The sequence below is a fragment of the Rhodococcus sp. AG1013 genome, assembly GCF_003350365.1.
GTDB lineage: Bacteria > Actinomycetota > Actinomycetes > Mycobacteriales > Mycobacteriaceae > Prescottella.
The window spans coordinates 366360-382930 of the sequence record NZ_QQAT01000003.1 but is presented as its reverse complement, the minus strand read 5'-3'; the positions used below and the strand labels follow the sequence as shown (position 1 = coordinate 382930).

8 protein-coding genes are annotated in these 16571 nt (G+C 66.3%); 2 read left to right on the top strand and 6 right to left on the bottom strand.

Going from position 1 to position 16571, the window contains the following annotated elements; all coding sequences use genetic code 11:
• Position 1 precedes the first annotated feature (1 nt).
• Positions 2 to 4408, bottom strand: coding sequence for a DUF5979 domain-containing protein (locus DEU38_RS06755; RefSeq protein ID WP_258557658.1), 4407 nt, complete (start codon positions 4406 to 4408; stop codon positions 2 to 4).
• Here DEU38_RS06755 and DEU38_RS29010 point away from each other — a divergent pair.
• On the top strand, positions 4371 to 5024 hold the full coding sequence (locus tag DEU38_RS29010; protein ID WP_258557657.1) for a hypothetical protein: 654 nt from the start codon (positions 4371 to 4373) through the stop codon (positions 5022 to 5024). The genes DEU38_RS06755 and DEU38_RS29010 overlap by 38 nt on opposite strands.
• Positions 5025 to 5945: 921 nt before the next feature.
• Here DEU38_RS29010 and DEU38_RS06745 read toward each other — a convergent pair.
• The 3 genes from DEU38_RS06745 to DEU38_RS06735 all read right to left on the bottom strand — a co-directional run bounded on the left by DEU38_RS06745 (position 5946) and on the right by DEU38_RS06735 (position 12630).
• Positions 5946 to 6683 carry a class F sortase gene (locus DEU38_RS06745; protein WP_258557656.1) on the bottom strand — a complete coding sequence of 246 codons (738 nt, stop codon included), beginning with the start codon at positions 6681 to 6683 and terminating at the stop codon, positions 5946 to 5948.
• 91 nt (positions 6684 to 6774) lie between these two features.
• Positions 6775 to 10551 carry a hypothetical protein gene (locus DEU38_RS06740; RefSeq protein ID WP_258557655.1) on the bottom strand — a complete coding sequence of 1259 codons (3777 nt, stop codon included), beginning with the start codon at positions 10549 to 10551 and terminating at the stop codon, positions 6775 to 6777.
• Positions 10552 to 11115: 564 nt separating this feature from the next.
• The gene (locus DEU38_RS06735) at positions 11116 to 12630 is read right to left on the bottom strand and encodes an MFS transporter (RefSeq protein ID WP_114719323.1); all 1515 of its coding nucleotides are present in this window, start codon (positions 12628 to 12630) and stop codon (positions 11116 to 11118) included.
• 117 nt (positions 12631 to 12747) lie between these two features.
• Between DEU38_RS06735 and DEU38_RS06730 the strand changes: the two genes are divergently transcribed.
• On the top strand, positions 12748 to 13302 hold the full coding sequence (locus tag DEU38_RS06730; protein WP_114719322.1) for a TetR/AcrR family transcriptional regulator: 555 nt from the start codon (positions 12748 to 12750) through the stop codon (positions 13300 to 13302).
• On the opposite strand, the gene ilvA is transcribed toward DEU38_RS06730, so the two are convergent.
• The gene (ilvA, locus tag DEU38_RS06725) at positions 13295 to 14647 is read right to left on the bottom strand and encodes a threonine ammonia-lyase IlvA (RefSeq protein WP_114719321.1); all 1353 of its coding nucleotides are present in this window, start codon (positions 14645 to 14647) and stop codon (positions 13295 to 13297) included. The two genes, DEU38_RS06730 and ilvA, sit on opposite strands and share 8 nt — an antisense overlap.
• Positions 14648 to 14709: 62 nt before the next feature.
• Entirely contained in the window at positions 14710 to 16485 is a 1776-nt protein-coding gene (locus DEU38_RS06720) for a pyruvate dehydrogenase (protein ID WP_114719320.1), read from the bottom strand.
• Positions 16486 to 16571: the final 86 nt, after the last annotated feature.

Genomic DNA, 16571 nt, shown 5'->3' with positions numbered 1-16571 from the left:
GTTATCCCTCGCCGGACACCCGCCTGCGGTTGCGCAGGGTCAGCCATGCGCCGCCGACGATCAACGCCAGCCCCACACCGGCGAGCCAGATGACGTTCGCCCCCGTCACGGGCAGGGACGGCGACTGGTCCGGCTGGGTCGGAGCCGGCTTACCCGGAGCACCGTTGTGTCCGGAGTCGCCCGGCTTGGACGGCTGCTCCGGCGAACCAGGTCCGCCCGGCTGGTTGGAGACCGGAGGGGTCGGCCACTCGGAGCCAGATCCCGGCGGGATCAGCGATCCGCCCCACGGCGGGATCGGGATGGGGAGCGGAATGATGATCAGCCCGTTGCTGCTGGTCTTGTTCTCGAGTCCCAGCACCACCGATCCGTCCGCGTCACCGGCGAGGGTGACGGAGACTCCGGTCGGCTTGCCGTCGATCGTGACGACGTCCGCACTTCCCTCGTTGACGCCCCACACCACGTCGCCCCACTTGACGTTGGTCACGTCAGTGTCGGCGCCGGTCTCGACGAAGGTGATCTCGGTGTCGAGCGGGAACTGGACCCGGCCGTCGATGACGGCGGCGTCGCACTGGGCGGTCGGGGTGACCGATGCGCCCGGCTTGACGTCGAGGATGCAGGTACGCGCCTCGTCGTCGACGTCCGTCCATGTCGCCGTGACCTGGAACGTCGTGGACTGGCCCTTCGTGACCTGGTTGCCCTTGGGGCCGGTCACGATCTTCTCGATATCCACATCCGTGGTCGGGATCGGGCGGTTGTGGATCTCCACCTTCGCCTCGTCTCCGGGCACGATTGCGACGGTGTTGCGGTAGTCCGCGTCGCCGGCGTCCTCAGCCACCCAGTAATACGGCCGCGCCCAGGCGATGCCGGGCAGGGGGTTGGGATCGACCTCGGAGAAGGTGACCACGGTGTTCCGCGGCAGCACGTCGCCGGACTTCCAGCTGAAGCCGTTTCCTGCGTTGAGGGTGATGGTCTCGCCCACCGCCGGGAAATCGGTGCCCGCGGGGAGCGCCGGATCGATGCCGTCGATCCGAACCTGGAACTCCGCGCCTGAGGGCAGGTCGGCTTCGGTGGCGGGGATGGGGTCGTCGCCGTCGAGGATGTACTTCGTGAACTCGACCGAGCCGAAGGCCCACAGGGCCTCGTTCGTCAGCGTGATCAGACGCCCCTCGGCGGGATCGTCGGACACGATGCCCGTCACCGAGCCATTGCCGTTGTCCTTGAGCCAGGACTCACCGTTGGGGTCGGTGCCCCACTGGATCGTGCCCCACTCGACGCCGGCAACATCCGGGCGGCCAACCTCGGTGAAGGTCACCTCGGTGCCGACGGGAAGCTTGGCGTTCAGCGGCGTGGCCACGCCCTTCTTGACGGTCAGCGTCTCCTTGGCGTAGTTGACACCGTCCTTCCAGCTGGCCTCGACCGTGAACTCCACGTCGTCGCCGATCTCGCCGGCGGCCTCGCCCTCAACCTGCTTGAGGATGCGCAGGGTGCCGTCGTTCTTGTCGACGAAGTTGACGACCTCGACCTTGCGCAGGTCCTTGCCGATGGTGACCACGCCGGACTCACCGATCGTGACATCCCCGGTGTATGCGGGCACGCCATAGGCGAGACCATTGCCGTTGGCCGGAACCGTCTCGGTCAGCGTGACCTTGGTGCCGCCGGGCAGGTTCTCACCGAACGGAACCGCGGTGCCGTCGGACGGGAGCGTCAGCGTCTTGGACTGCGGAACGTTGTTCGCGTCGGTCCACGTGGCGACCACGTCGAACGTCTTGGGAACGTCCTTGTTGAACGCCTCCGGGCCCGTGAGCTTCTTGCTCAGCTCGAAGGTGCCCTGCGTGATCTTCGCCTCGTTGGTGACGGAGACCGTGTTCGCTGCCGCATCGGTGCCGATGACGAGCGTCTTCGGTTCGATGACGGGCGCCGACCACGTCACACGGTCGGTGTCCGTCGGCTGAACCTCGGTGAAGGTGACCTTCGCTCCGATGGGCAGGTTCTTCAGATCGAAGACCCCGCCGTGCGTCAGCGTGAACGGGCGGATCTCGTTACCGGAACCGTCACCGAGGTCGATCTCCGCATTGACGACGAAGGCCTCGTTGCCGGTGAGTGCGCCGAGCGCCTCACCGATGACGGTCTTGGTGATCTTCGCCGAGCCCAGGACGGCCTTGTTGACAAGGGTGACGCCGACGTTGCTCTTCGGCGTGATGGTCACCAGCGCCTGGGTGCGGTCCGCGTTGAGCGTCACGCCCTCCGCCGGGCGGAACGTCCCCTGCTCGAAGTAGACGCCGTCGACCGTGGGCAGGTCGATCTCGGACAGGCGGATCTGCCAGCCGGTGCCGCGGGGGTAGAAGCCACTGACCGGCGTGCCGTCAGCCTTCACCTTGACGTTGTAGGTCGCCGACGGCTTGTCCATCTCCGGGTTCTTCCCGGGGGCGAACTCCTCGACCTTCACGGTGAACTCGGTGCCCTCCGGGAACTTCTCGGAGGAGGAATCGATCTGCTTCAGCAGCGAGAACGAGCCTCGCGCCACACCTTGGCCGGTGCCGCCACCGCCCCATTCCTGCTTGACGCCGTGCGAAAGATTCGGGCCGCCTTCGTAGGCGAGCGTGTTGCTGTACTCCGTGCCGCGCTGGTCCAGTCCGCCGCTCGTGGTGCAGAGGGTGTAGTCGATGTAGTACCGCGTCTCACGGCTGTAGTCATTCGCCTCCTTCGGGAGGGTGAAATCGATCCCGTCGGCGGTACGTGTGACCGTGGTGCCGGCAGTCAGGTCACGCTCCGCGTTGACTCCGCTGTGGCCGAGGAAGTCCTTCGCGATGACCTTCAGATTGAGGTTCTTCTTGAGATCACCGCTGACCTCACACACCGTCATGGTCTCGGAGAACGTGTCGGTGATGACCGCGGGATCGTTGCGGCCCTCGAGATGGCGTCCGGGGATTTCCACGTGCCAGTCCATGGTGGTGCCGGCCGACTGCTTCTCGCCGGCGACCTCCCGCGGATCGGTGTTGATCTTGCCGTTCTTCTTGCCGTTGAAGTCGGGACCCTTCACCGAACCCTTGACCGGCGTGCCGTTGACGGTCGCCGTGTTGGTGAACACATCTCCGGAGTCCGGCACTTTGTCCTCGGTGAGGCAGGTCCGGTACGTCACGTAGTAGTACTGCTTCGGGTCGACCTTGCCGGCGTCCTTCGGCGTGATCGTCACGGAGATGTCTTTGGCACCAGCCGCGGCGGTGGAAACGATGTCGAACTCGCCGGTGACGTCGGTGCGTTTGGGCCCTGAGCCGTCCGGCCCGGGCAGACGGTCGGCGCGCCAAACCTTGAGCCCAAGGCCCTCCTCACAGACGGCATGATTGCCACCGAGAGTGTCCGCAATGGTGACTACCTTGCCGGGGCTGGTTTCGATGAAGCTGCCCGGGACCGTGATGGTCCACTCGGCCGCCTTGTACCGCTCACCATGCAGGAGATTGCCGGACTTCTCCGGCCCAGTCTTCGGACGCCAGTCCTGCCCGACACCGGGCGCGCTCACCGTCGTGCCGCCGATCCTCACGGAGTTGTCGTAGACGGCTTGCAGGCCGTCCTCCCCGGGGAGATCCACCTCGCCGCTCGTCGTGCACGAGGTGTACTCGACGCGGTAGAGCTTGTCCTTCTCGAAGGGTGCGCCGTTAGTGATCGTGATGCCGACCGCACCCGCGCCGCCAGGCTGGGTGACGGCGACGCCGCCGGGGACGTTCTTGAGATCGCCCGGGCGACCGGACAGCAACTTCGCGTTGAGCACTGCGTCCTCGCACAGCTTCATGTTGCTCGAGAGCGTGTCGCTCAGGGTCACCGAACCGTTGCCAGCTGTGTCCAGAGCGGCCAGGTCGGCGCCGGGGATGTCAATGGTCCAACGCACAGACTGCTTGTTGTCCTGGAGCTTGCCGGACTTCGTGGCCTCGCCGATCACGCGGCCATCGCTGATGCCGCCCTCGCCGGGCAGATCGACCGGCACGACCTTCTCGTTGATCTCGAAGTCGATCGTCTCGGACGTGGTGTACTCGACCGCCTTCGTGAAAACCTCGAAGTCGCCGAACACTTCTTCGGGGCGATCCGTCACGGCGTCGGTGAGCACACAGGTCATGACATTGGTGGCGGCCACCAGATTGCAGGTGCCCCAGGCCGTCCCGTCGTCGCCCTCGAGGACGAACGCGGGGTTGGTCCCGAGCTTCAATTCGGCAGGGAACTTGATCGTAAACTCGTCGCCCGACTGCGGGTCCGCCTTGCTCGCGTCCCAGGTGCCCTTCACCGTGACGGAGTCGCCGACCGTGATCTGCTGGCCGTTCTTCCCCTCGACCTGAACGTCGGTGATCTGTACATCGATCTTGGGATTGAGTCCGCGCGGGGTGACCGCCGCGCTTCGCTTCGCCGTCGTCGGGGCCACGCTGGTCGTGCTCGCGGGCGACTTCGACGTGGACGCGGACGGCGACTTCGACGTGGACGCGGACGGCGCCTTCGTCGTGGTCGCGGGCGACTCCGATGCGGGCGCCGTCGTCGTGGTTGCAGGAGCCTTCGTCGTGGTCGCGGTCGACTCAGACGTGGACGACTCCGGCGTGGACGCGGGCGGCGCCTTCGTCGTCGAGGTGGCCGGAGTGGTGGTCGTGGTCTCACTTGGGTCCGCCGAGGCAACCGGGGCGAGCGAGAACGACGTCAAGACCAGGGTCAGGGCCATGAACATCAACCCCAGCGCCGTCCACCGAGACACCACCCCCTCTCCGGCACGGCGAAGGAAGACACGGTTACGCATGGGTTATACCTTTCGTTACACACACAAATTTTCTATCGACCTGCCGGAGGCTGCCGACCTGGCACACGGGATTCTCAGATCGGCCCTGCCCCACTCCGGCGGCCTACCCGAGGACCGGGAACGACTTGCAACTACCCCCGGGCGGCGCCACCAAAGTGCGCGCAAGTTCGGATGTCGACGCTGCGACCGGCGAGCAGTCTTCGGGCCGCGCGTGACGCGGCCACAAGGCTTGCCATTCGACCCCTTCCACTGAACGGCACAAGTTGGACAACTATCCATATATACGATCGGGGGACACACGCGCTGAGCCGAACCAACGTTTGATTCCGGGCCTTCGGACCACAGACGAGCGCCGGTACGTAGCGAAACCTGTTGCGCTACAGGGCGATTGAGTCGCTTCCAGCGAGAGCGGAGCGAACCATGGAGCAGTCGCGGCCGAGCGGAAACTTCACCCCCGGAATCACCCTCATCTACTGGTCGCCCGTCCAACTCCGTTGGTCATTCGTTTGGCGGAGGCGCCCGCTTTCGCGACGGCGGGGTGGCTGCGGACTGCGGTGTCGGCGCACACTCCACCGCGTGTGAGTGATGTACACCACTGTCCCGCAAGGAATCTGATGCGATGACGGGACGAGCTGGTGAGGATCTCGCGGGAAGCGATGTTCACGGGTCACGTACCCACAAAGTCGTTCAAGACCGAGCGCAAGGTCGAAGCATCCCATCGGGTGATCGATTCGGGCCGGACGATCGCCGCCGGATCGAGGCGGCCGCCGCCCAGGGTGATCAACCCCTCGACGGTGCCGAGTGCGCCGAGTTGCTGCGGTTGCGCAAGCAGGTCGCCGAGTAGAGGCCCGGATGACTGACCTGCTCGAGGCATCGCCCTCCGGACACTACGAATACTGCACGCGTTCTGCAGCAACAGGATTGATTCTTCGGATGAAGCGGCGGGCAGAGTTGGCGGTCAAGATCGCCGAATGTCACCGAGCCTCGGGTGGAGTGTACGGGTCGCCGAAGATCATGGCCGAACACGGGATCGTCGGGATCAGTTCACGCACGAGTACTACTACCGGTATACCTTCATTGAGCAGTAATTCACCGCGATCGTCCCGGATCGGGTCGGTGTTCCACAACCCCGCGTCCACCGTTCTGGGGGAACCTCGCGGCGACCACTACCGGATCAGAACGGGACGGCGGTCACCACCACGTTCTCCAGATACGTCCCGCGCCCCTGCGCATCCTTCACGATCTCCCCACCACACGTCACGATATGCAACTCACGCGGACCACCAGCACCCTGGAACACCCACTCCGGCAACACCTGCTTGACGAACCGCTCCATCCGCGTCACCTTCCACCGGGTGACCACCCCGTCCTTCGTCAGATACACAGCATCACCCGGATACAACGTGTGCATCCAATACAACGCACCCTCACCCTGATTCGCGTTGTCCACATGACCGGCCACCAGAATCCCGCCATCCGGCGCCTCGATCGGCGCCGACCCGGTCCAGTACGTCACCGCACTCACATCCCGAGGCAGCAACAAACTCCCGTCCGCCGCCAACCCCAACGGATCGAGCGCCGTCTCCACCCCGATCGCCGGAACCACCACGCTGTCGTCCGGCAACGGACCGAACGGAATCTGCGGCCGGTCCGCTGGATTCGCCGCCGCCGGACCCGGCTTACGCGCCTTCCCGCTGTCGCCGATCACGGGCGCCGGCCCAGCAACGGGGTCGTGGACTCCGTCCGGCGACAAGTCGAACGTCGACTCGGGCACCGGCGCCGCGGACGCCGACTCCGGTTGCAGGCCACGGAAGACCAGAAGACCACCACCCGCGAGCAGCACCAACGCCATGACTACCAGCAGAATCGTCCCGCTCCGACCCGACCCACGCTTGGCCGCATGCTTCCCCACGCTTCACAACCCTCTCCATCACCCCCGACGTGAACGCGGGTGGCCCGAGACGGTTCTCGTCTCGGGCCACCCGGTCAATCATCAGCGGTCATCACAGATCTGTGACGTCACCTTCCGCAGCCTTGCGCCTGCGCAGTGCCATGAACAGGACACCAGTCGCAGCGACCAGCAGCGCCAGTCCACCGGCGACGAGGCCCGTGTTCAGACCGCCGTCACCGTCGGCGCCCAGACCCGAATCGATCAGCGCACCCTTCTCGGTGTCGGAGTTGCCGGCGGCTCCACCATTTCCGGCATTCCCGTTCCCGGAGTTGCCCGCGTTGCCGGGAGTACCCGGGTCACCGGGCGTACCGGGGTTGGCGGGAGTACCGGGATTGCCACCGGGCGTACCGGGGTTACCACCGGGAGTACCGGAGTTACCGGAACCCGATCCGGCCGAACCCGAGTTCTCCTGCGAACCAGCAGAACCCGACGAGCCGGCCGAACCCGCGTTCTCCTGCGAGCCGGAGTTCTCCAGCGAACCCGCTGCGAGAGATCCGGCCGCGAGCGAACCTGCCGCCAGAGAGCCCGCCGCCAGCGAACCGCTGCCGAGGGAACCCGCCCCGAGGGAGCCGAGCGAACCGAGGCCCAGCGAGCCGAGCGAACCCGTTCCGCCGGGCTGTTCCCCAGCGGTGACCGTCGCGTCCGACGGATTCGATTCGATCGGAGCCTTCGACGGCGGGGTGCCGGTTGCCGTGGCGACGTTGTCGATCGAGCCGGCCTTCATGTCCTCATCCGTGAACGTGTAGGTGGCCTCGCAGGTCACCGACTCGCCGGGATCCAGCGAGTTGTCCGGGCACGTGATGTCCGACAGCGTTCCGGTGCCGGAGAACTCGTTCTCCTTGACCTTCACCTCGGTGAGGGTCTGATCACCGGTGTTCGTGATCGCGAACTTGTAGGTGACGGTGTCACCCACCTGGACGTTCTCGCGCGGCTCCGCGGTCTTCTCGAGCGTCAACCCCGACTTCGGATCCCCTGCCAGGTTCTCCTCGTCCTGGGGCGACTCGATCGGAGTCTCGGTGCCCGGAGGCGTACCCGTGGCGATCGCGACGTTGTCGAGCTTGCCGGCGTTGACATCGTCCTGCGTGATCGTGTACTTCGCCGAGCACGTCACCTTCGCGCCGGGCGCCATCGACTTCGCCTCTTCCGGGCAGGACAGGTCGGTGATCTTTCCCGAGCCCGAGAACGCGCCCTCGGCCACCTTCACGTTCGACAGCGTCTGGTTACCCGTGTTGGTGATGTCGAACGTGTACGTGATCTCCTGGCCGACCTTGAAGTCCTCGACACCCTTGGGCGACGCGGTCTTCACGATCTCGAGGGCAGGCTTCTGGTTGCCCGACAGGTTCACGTCATCGGGTTCCGAGGTCACGTCCCCACCCGACGGCGGGGTACCGGTCGCGGTGGCGGTGTTATCGAGAGTGCCCCGATCGACGTCGGACTGGGTCAGCTCATACGTGGCGGTGCACACCGTAGACGCGTTGGGCGCCAAAGGCTTCGACGCATCCGGGCAGACGAAGTCACTCAGTTTCGTCTTGTCACCCGAGAAGGCGACCTCGTTCGGATGCACGTCCGTCAGCGTCACATTGCCGGTGTTGGTCATCGTGAAGCTGTAGGTGACGGTCTCACCCACCGCGAACTTGTCCGCCTCGGTCGGCGTGGCGGTCTTCTCCAGGCTGATCGCCGCCTTCGGCTCGCCCGACAGCGTCTTGTCCGACGGCTTCGACGTGACCGGCTCACCCGACGGAGGCGTCCCCGTCGCGGTCGCGGTGTTCTCCAGCTTGCCGGCATCGATGTCGGCCTGCGTCAGCGTGTACTTCGCCGTGCAGGTCGTCGACTCGCCCGGTGCCAGCGACTTCGCGCCCGCTGGGCAATCGAACGCCGACATGTCGCCGTCACCCGTGAACTTGGTCTCGTTCGGATGCACGTCCGTGAGCGTCACTTCACCGGTGTTGGTGATCTTGAAGGTGTAGTCGATCTCCTGGCCGACCTTGTAGGACTCGGTCGTCGACGGCGATGCGTCCTTCACGATGGACAGCGACTTCGCGGGATTGCCCTCGAGCGTCTCCGTGTCCGGCGGGGACGTGATCGGTTCACCCGTCGGAGGCTTGCCCGTCGCGGTCGCGGTGTTCTCGATGCGCCCGCTGTCGATGTCCGCCTGGATCAGCGTGTACTCCGCGGTGCACGTCACCGTGCCGCCAGGGGCCACGGACTTCACCGGGCAGTCGACGGCCGACAGCTTGCCATTGCCGGTGAAATCACCCTCGTTGACCTTCAGATCGTTCAACGTCACGTTGCCGGTGTTGCTGATCTTGAAGGTGTACTTGATGGTCTGGCCGAGCTTGTAGGCCTCGGCTTCCTTCGGCGACGCGATCTTGTCGAGCATGATGCCGGGAGTGGCCGGACCGCCGACGAGAGGGACGCTCGACTCGTTCGAGTTGACCGGCTTGCCACCCGGATCGGTTCCGGTCGCGGTCGCGGTGTTGTCGAGCTTGCCGCGGTCGATGTCCTCCTGCTGGAGGACGTACGTCGCGGTGCACGTCACAGATGCCTTGGGCGCCAACGACTTAGCACCATCGGGACAGGTGAAGCCCGACATGTCCGCCTTGCCGGTGAACGTCTTCTCGACCGGCTTGACGTCCTTGAGAGTCACGGCGCCGGTGTTCGTCATCTTGAAGCTGTAAGTGACGGTCTTGCCGACGACGAAGTCTGCAGCCGTGTTCGGCGACGCCGACTTCACCAACTCCAGGCCGGGCTTCTTCGCCGCGTTGGTGAACGTGCAACTGGTGCTCTTGCCGCTCTGACCAGCCGGAATCTCTACGGTGATGGTCGTGCCTTCACCGGACTTCTTCGTCTGGGTCTTGGCGTCGACGCACTCCCACGTGGTGACGTAGTTGTCGAGGCTTGCGCCGCCCTGGGCGGTCTCCGTGAGGGTGTAGGTCTTGCCCGCAAGTCCGAGGACCGGGCCGGCAGCCTGGTCCTGGATCCCCGTCTTGGTGCCCGTCGTGGTCGCCGTGTTGCCCTCGCTCAGGCCACCACCGGAGATCTCAAGGCCGAACTGATCGTCCGTCCCGACGCGACCGTCGGGCAGGTTCTTGCGCAACTCGATCGTGTTCGGATCATTGCAGGAACCCATATCGGTCATGGACGAGCTGGTCAGGTTGGCAGGGACTGCGTTGCCCGTACCCGGATCGACCTTGAGGAGGCTTCCGCCGCCACCGACGAACAGGTAGCCGTTCGGCCCGAAAGCAATCGAATTGCTCTTCTTGAAGGCCGTCGATTCATCCGTGATCGCCTTGCCCGTCAGAGTCTTCTCGGAAGACGTCGGCATCGGCCCCTGGACCGAATAGATGCGGCCGTTATTGTCCCCGGCCGCGACGATGAACAGGTTGCCCTGTGCATCGAAAGCCATGTCGCCGTTGCCGCCCGGGACCGTAGTCTTCTTGTCGAACTTCACCTTGAGGACGACACCGAGGGACGCGTTGTTGGCAGGGTCGTACGCCCCGAACGTGAACGAATCGGCGCCATCGTCCTTGCCGCCGTAGTAGTACAGGCCGTTCGCGGGGTTGATCGCACCGTGTGTGTTCTTGACCTTGGCCTTGTCCGACTCGCTGGTCGTCTTGCCGGACGCGGCGTCGTACTCGTAGATCCTCCGGTCGTCGCCGTCATCTTCCGAGGATGTGTAGATCGCGTAGGTCCCGCCGGGACCAATACCGAGCTGGTTATGCCGGTAGCCCTCGCCGCTCGGCTCAACCGGAAACGCGTCGGTGACGGCCCCGGTGTTCGGGTCGATCCGCTTCGCGACACTCGAACCGTTCTCGACTGAATACAGCACATCACATCTCAGGTTTTCCGCCGCTGCTGCGGTCCCTGCGCCGACCGTTACGGTCGACACTGTGGCCACGCCGGCGAACATCGCCATGACCACAGTTCGGATGACGCCCTTACGCAGAGCGCCGCCTAACCTCCCCATTTGAGGCCCTTCTTATGAACGCCCGGCCGAACCCAGCCACGGCGAAATGGATGATGAATGGACAATCACCCCGACGCCGGACATACAAACACAAACGTCGATACAGCCCGCACCACCCGAATCGACGCGCCTCACCCCCGAACGGATGGGGAATTCGAATGAAATACCCTGTTCAACAACATGATTCGATAGATTGTACTGAAGTGCAAAACGCATATCGAAGACCGGAGGTGAGGCGGCAAATCACCCTCATTTTCACCCGTTGAAAGTTGAACCAAAAGTCCCGAGCCGGACAGCCCCCCACCTGGCACTGGGCATAGCAGTTGCGGCACACGGCATCCGAGGCGTTGCCACTCGGACACGAAAGCGGCCGGTCCGATCTGCAGATCGGACCGGCCGCTCGAGCCGTTACACGTCAACTACATGTCAACGCCGGCGCAGCATCCGCGCCACCAGGATCGCGGTCGCGATCAGGATGACCGCGGTCGCTCCGGCGGCGATGTGCATGCCGTCGACGAAGGCCGCTTGGGCCGAGTCGACGAACGCGGCCGCCTGCTCCACCGGCATCGACTTCGACACCTCCACCGCGCCCCCGAGCGTGCCCTGCGCGATGTGCGCCTGATCCGCGTCCAGCGCCGAGACGTCCAGGCCGCGACGGAAGATCGCGAGCACCACACTGCCGAGCACGGCGACACCCAGCGCCACTCCCAGTTCGTACGCGGTCTCGGAGACCGCCGACGCGGCACCCGCACGTTCCGGCTCGACCGCGCTGACCACCAGGTCGGAGGTGAGCGTCAACGCCACGCCGACTCCGGCGCCGGCCAGGATGAATCCGACGACGAACGCCTCCGGCCCACTGTCCGGCCCCAGCGCGATCATCACCGCCGCACCGAGGGCGGCGATCACCAGTCCGACGCTCAGTACCCGGCTGGGCTCCCAGCGACGCACGAGCCATGCCGCCGCGAGCGACGCGGCCGCGCTGACGAGCGTGCCGGGCAGCATCAGCAGACCCGCCTCCAGTGGGCTGTAGCCGAGCACCAGCTGCAGGTACTGCGATCCGAAGAACAGCACGCCGGCGAGCGCGAAGATCGACAGCAGGTTCGTCACGACCGCCGTCGAGAACGCCGGCCGCGCAAACAACGACAGATCGATCATCGGGTCGGCGAGGGACCGCTGCCTGCGGATGAACACCCAACCGGCGAGGGCGCCGACGAGACCGACTCCGGTGAGAATCCACGACGGGCCGTGCACGACGGACTCCTTGACCGCGTACACCATCGGGATCATTGCCACGATCGACAATCCGGCGCTGGCGAGGTCGAAGCGCCCCGGCTCCGGGTTCTTCGACTCCGGAATCACCAGCGGGCCGAGGGCGATGAGCGCGATCATCACCGGAATGTTGATGAGGAACACCGAACCCCACCAGTAGTGCTCGAGCAGCCAGCCGCCGACCAGCGGTCCGGCCGCGGCGCCGCCGCCGGCCATCGCGCCCCACACGCCGATCGCGGTGGTGCGCTGACGCGGGTTGACGAACATGGTCCGGATCAGACCCAGTGTCGCGGGCATCAGCGTTGCACCCGAGACGCCCTGCAGGACACGGGCGGCGATCAGCATCTCGGGGCTGGCCGACCATGCGGCGATCAACGACGCCAGGCCGAACCCGGCCGCACCGATGAGCAGCAGCTTCCGGCGCCCGATCCGGTCGCCGAGCGTGCCCATCGTGACCAGCAGGCCGGCGAGTACGAACGAATAGACGTCGATGATCCACAGCAGCTGCGTGCTGCTCGGCGCCAAGTCCTCACTGATGAACGGCAGCGCCAGGTCCAGCACTGTCGCGTCGACAGAGATGAGAAGGACCGCGAAGGCGAGCACGACCAGCCCGAGCCAGTCCTTCCGGCCGGCCCGAACGCCGTGCGGATCCCGCACCGTACCCAGAGACATCTCTACTCCCACGAAACTTCTTCGATGAACGAAAACCGACCAGAAGGTGAACCGTCCAGCCGGTACAGTGCCCAACCCAGGGTAGCAGTTCACCGTCCAGCCGGTACAGTGATTTTCATGGCCTCCGACACACGCGATCGCATCCTCGACGCCCTCGAACGCCTGCTGCACGACGTCGGCGTCGCCCACGTGACGCTCGAGGCGGTCGCCACCGCGGCAGGCGTCTCCAAGGGCGGTCTGCTCTACCACTTCCCCAGCAAGGAAGCGCTGCTCGCGTCGATGGTCCGCCGTCTCGGCGACCGGTCCGACCAACAGCTCGCCGACGCCGTCGCCGGCGGGCGGACCGTGTCCGAGATCTACCTGCAGTACCCCGGCGCCGACTCGGCGGACGAGATGGCGCTGTACCGTTCGATGCTCGCCGCGATGCGCAGTGCCGACGGGCAGCACGACGAGGTGCAGCAGGCCGTCGCGGACGTCATGCGATCGTGGGACGACGGGCTGCTCGCCGAGATCGACGATCCGGTCCAGGCCGAGATCGTGCGCCTGGTCGGCGACGGCATCTACCTCGCCGCCCTGCTCGGCCTACCCGAGCCCGACCCGGAACTCCACCGCCGGGTGGTGAACCGACTGCTCGGCCCCACCGCGGCGGCGGAGGACGACTCCGCTACGTGAGGTAGCGGTACGCCGGGGACCCGGGCTCGAGCTGTTCCACCTGGAGGCGCGAGGCACGCATCCGGTCGAGCAGGTCGGTCAACCCGTCCGCCGAACCGAGCTCGACGCCGACCAGCGCGGCACCCGTCTCCCGGTTGTTGCGCTTGACGTACTCGAACAGGGTGATGTCGTCGTCCGGCCCGAGCACCTCGTCGAGGAATCGACGCAGCGCACCCGGCTCCTGCGGGAAGTCCACCAGGAAGTAGTGCTTGAGACCGAGGTGGACAAGCGAGCGCTCGAGGATCTCGCCGTACCGGGACACGTCGTTGTTGCCACCCGAGACCAGGCACACCACGGTGCTCCCCGGCTCGACATCGAGATGACCGAGCGCGGTCACCGACAACGCACCGGCAGGCTCGGCGATGATGCCCTCGTTCTGGTACAGCTCCAGCATCGCGGTGCAGATCGCGCCCTCGTCGACCTGGGTCATCGCGAACTTCTCCGAGCCGTGCCCCGTGCGGGTGCCCGCCACCAACGGCAGCGACGCGTGCGAGACGACGCTCGCGCCGAGCTCGGAGACCACCGCGTACGGCAGGTCGCCGACCCGCTTGACCGCGGCACCGTCGACGAACGGGTCGACCTCGGGCAGCGTCACCGGGCCACCGGCGACGAGGGCCGCCGTCATCGACGCCGCCCCCACCGGCTCGACACCGACGATCGTGGTCCGCGGCGCGCGCTCGTGCAGGTACGTGGCGATGCCGGCGATGCAACCGCCGCCGCCGACCGGGACAATCACGCTGTCCGGCGCCTGACCCAGCTGCTCGAGGATCTCCGCCGCGATGGTGCCCTGGCCCGCCGCGGTGCGGGCATCGTCGAACGGCGGCACCATGGTGGCGCCCGTCCGCTCGACGTCGGCGGCCGCGGCGGCCGCGGCGGCGTCGTAGGTCTCCCCCGTCGGGATCAGTTCGACGAAGCCACCGCCGTGGACCATGATCCGGTCGCGCTTCTGCTTGGGAGTGTTGGCCGGAACGTAGATGCGCCCGCGGATCTCCATCGCCCGGCACGCGAACGCCACACCCTGCGCATGGTTGCCGGCGCTGGCCGTGACCACACCCGCGGCGCGCTCGGCATCGTTCAACTGCATGATCAGGTTGTAGGCGCCGCGCAGCTTGTAGGAGCGGACCACCTGAAGATCTTCACGCTTGAGGTACACCCGAGCGCCGGTCAGCACCGACAGTCGATCACTGAGCTGCAGGGGTGTCGCGTCGATAATGTGCGCAATTCGCTCGGCAGCAGCATCGATCTCGTCCGCGGTGAGAGCGGGCGAGGTGACCTTCAGTTCTGCGAGTTTCGGCGAATTTGACACCCAACCATGTTCCCACTGTGCACCCGGTCGCGCGCAACCGCCCCGGCATCGACGGACGGGCGTCAATCCTTCCGCGAGAACTGCGACGGCCGCGGCACATTCCGCAGATTGGACTTCGCCATCTGAACAGCTTCTCCCACACCGCCGTTCATCACCATCCGCGACATCGCCAGCGCGAAGCCACGCACCTGCTCGCCGGTGATGGTGGGGGGCAACGACAGCGCGTTCGGATCGGTGACGATGTCGACCAGCGCCGGACCGTCGTGGTCGAGCGCCGACCGCAATCCCGACTCCAGATCGGCCGGATTCTCGATCCTTCGGGAGTAGAGCCCCAGCGCCGCAGCAACAGCCGCATAGTCGACGGACGGGACATCGACACCGAAATCGGGCAGGCCGTCGACCAGCATCTCGAGCTTGACCATGCCGAGCGTCGAGTTGTCGAACACGACGATCTTGACCGGCAGCTTGTACATCGCGACGGTGACGAGATCGCCCAGCAGCATCGACAGCCCGCCGTCACCCGACATCGCCACCACCTGACGGTCCGGCCGCGCGAACTGCGCGCCGATCGCGTGCGGCAGCGCGTTCGCCATCGAACCGTGCAGGGCCGACGACAGGAACCGACGTCGGCCGTTGGGATTGAGATAGCGGGCGGTCCACACATTGCACATGCCGGTGTCCGCGGTGAAGATCGCGTCGTCGGCGGCGAGGTCGTCGAGGATCGACGCCGCGAACTCGGGATGGATCGGGACCCGCTGCTTGGCCGGCTCGGTGTAGGCCCCGACGACCTTCGTCATGAGCTTCTCGTGCCGGTCGAGGGTCCGGTCGAGGAAGCCGCGATCGGACTTGCGGTCGACGAGCGGCGCGAGCGCCCGCAGCACCGACCGCGTGTCGCCGTGCACCGCGAGGTCGACGCCCGTGCGCCGGCCGAGTTTCTCCGCCGCGATGTCGATCTGCGCGGTGCGCACGTCGTCGGGCAGGAACTGGTCGTACGGGAAGTCGGTCCCGACGAGCAGCAGCAGATCCGCGCCGTGGATGCCGTCGTGCGCCGCGCCGTAGCCGAGCAGACCGGTCATGCCGACGTCGAACGGGTTGTCGTACTGGATCCACTCCTTGCCCCGCAGGGAATGCCCGACCGGGGCACCGATCGCGTCCGCGAGGGCGAGCAGTTCGTCGCGGGCGCCGCGGACACCGGCACCGGCGAAGATCGCCACCGCCGACGCGGTGTTGATCGCGTCGGCGAGCGCCCGGACGTCATCCTCCGCCGGCACCACCGACGGGGTGCCGGTCCGCACGAGCGGGGGCGCCGAGCCCTCCGCCTGCTGATCGGCGACATCGCCCGGCAGCGTGATCACGGCGACCCCGGACTGCGCGATCGCGTGCTGCATCGCGCTCTGCACGATCCGCGGCGCCTGCACGGGGACGCTGATCATCTCGTTGTACCGGGAGCACTCGACGAACAGCCGGTCGGGATGCGTTTCCTGGAAGTATCCGGTCCCGATCTGCGCGCTCGGAATGTGGGACGCGATCGCGAGCACCGGCGCACCCGAGCGGTTCGCGTCGTACAGGCCGTTGATCAGATGCAGGTTCCCGGGGCCGCACGAGCCCGCGCACACCGCGAGCCTGCCGGTGATCTGTGCCTCGGCCGCGGCCGCGAAGGCCGCGACTTCCTCGTGCCGGACGTGGACCCAGTCGATGCCACCGGATGCCGATCCGCCCGTGCGCCGCACCGCGTCCACGACCGGATTGAGACTGTCTCCGACGATGCCGTAGATACGCTGCACGCCCGCATCCACCAATTGGGAAACGAGTTGATCCGCAACAGTTTTCGCCGCCATATCCGCCTCCGCCCGAACGGTCCGGAATCGAGAGCTTGCTTCTCGCAGGCTACCCGGGTCCGCCCCGTTCGGCGCAGAGACGACGA

Coding starts and splice junctions, on each gene's coding strand:
- DEU38_RS06735 (WP_114719323.1), bottom strand. CDS start 12,630: ATGTCTCTGGGTACGGTGCGGGATCCGCACGGCGTTCGGGCCGGCCGG.
- DEU38_RS06730 (WP_114719322.1), top strand. CDS start 12,748: ATGGCCTCCGACACACGCGATCGCATCCTCGACGCCCTCGAACGCCTG.
- DEU38_RS06720 (WP_114719320.1), bottom strand. CDS start 16,485: ATGGCGGCGAAAACTGTTGCGGATCAACTCGTTTCCCAATTGGTGGAT.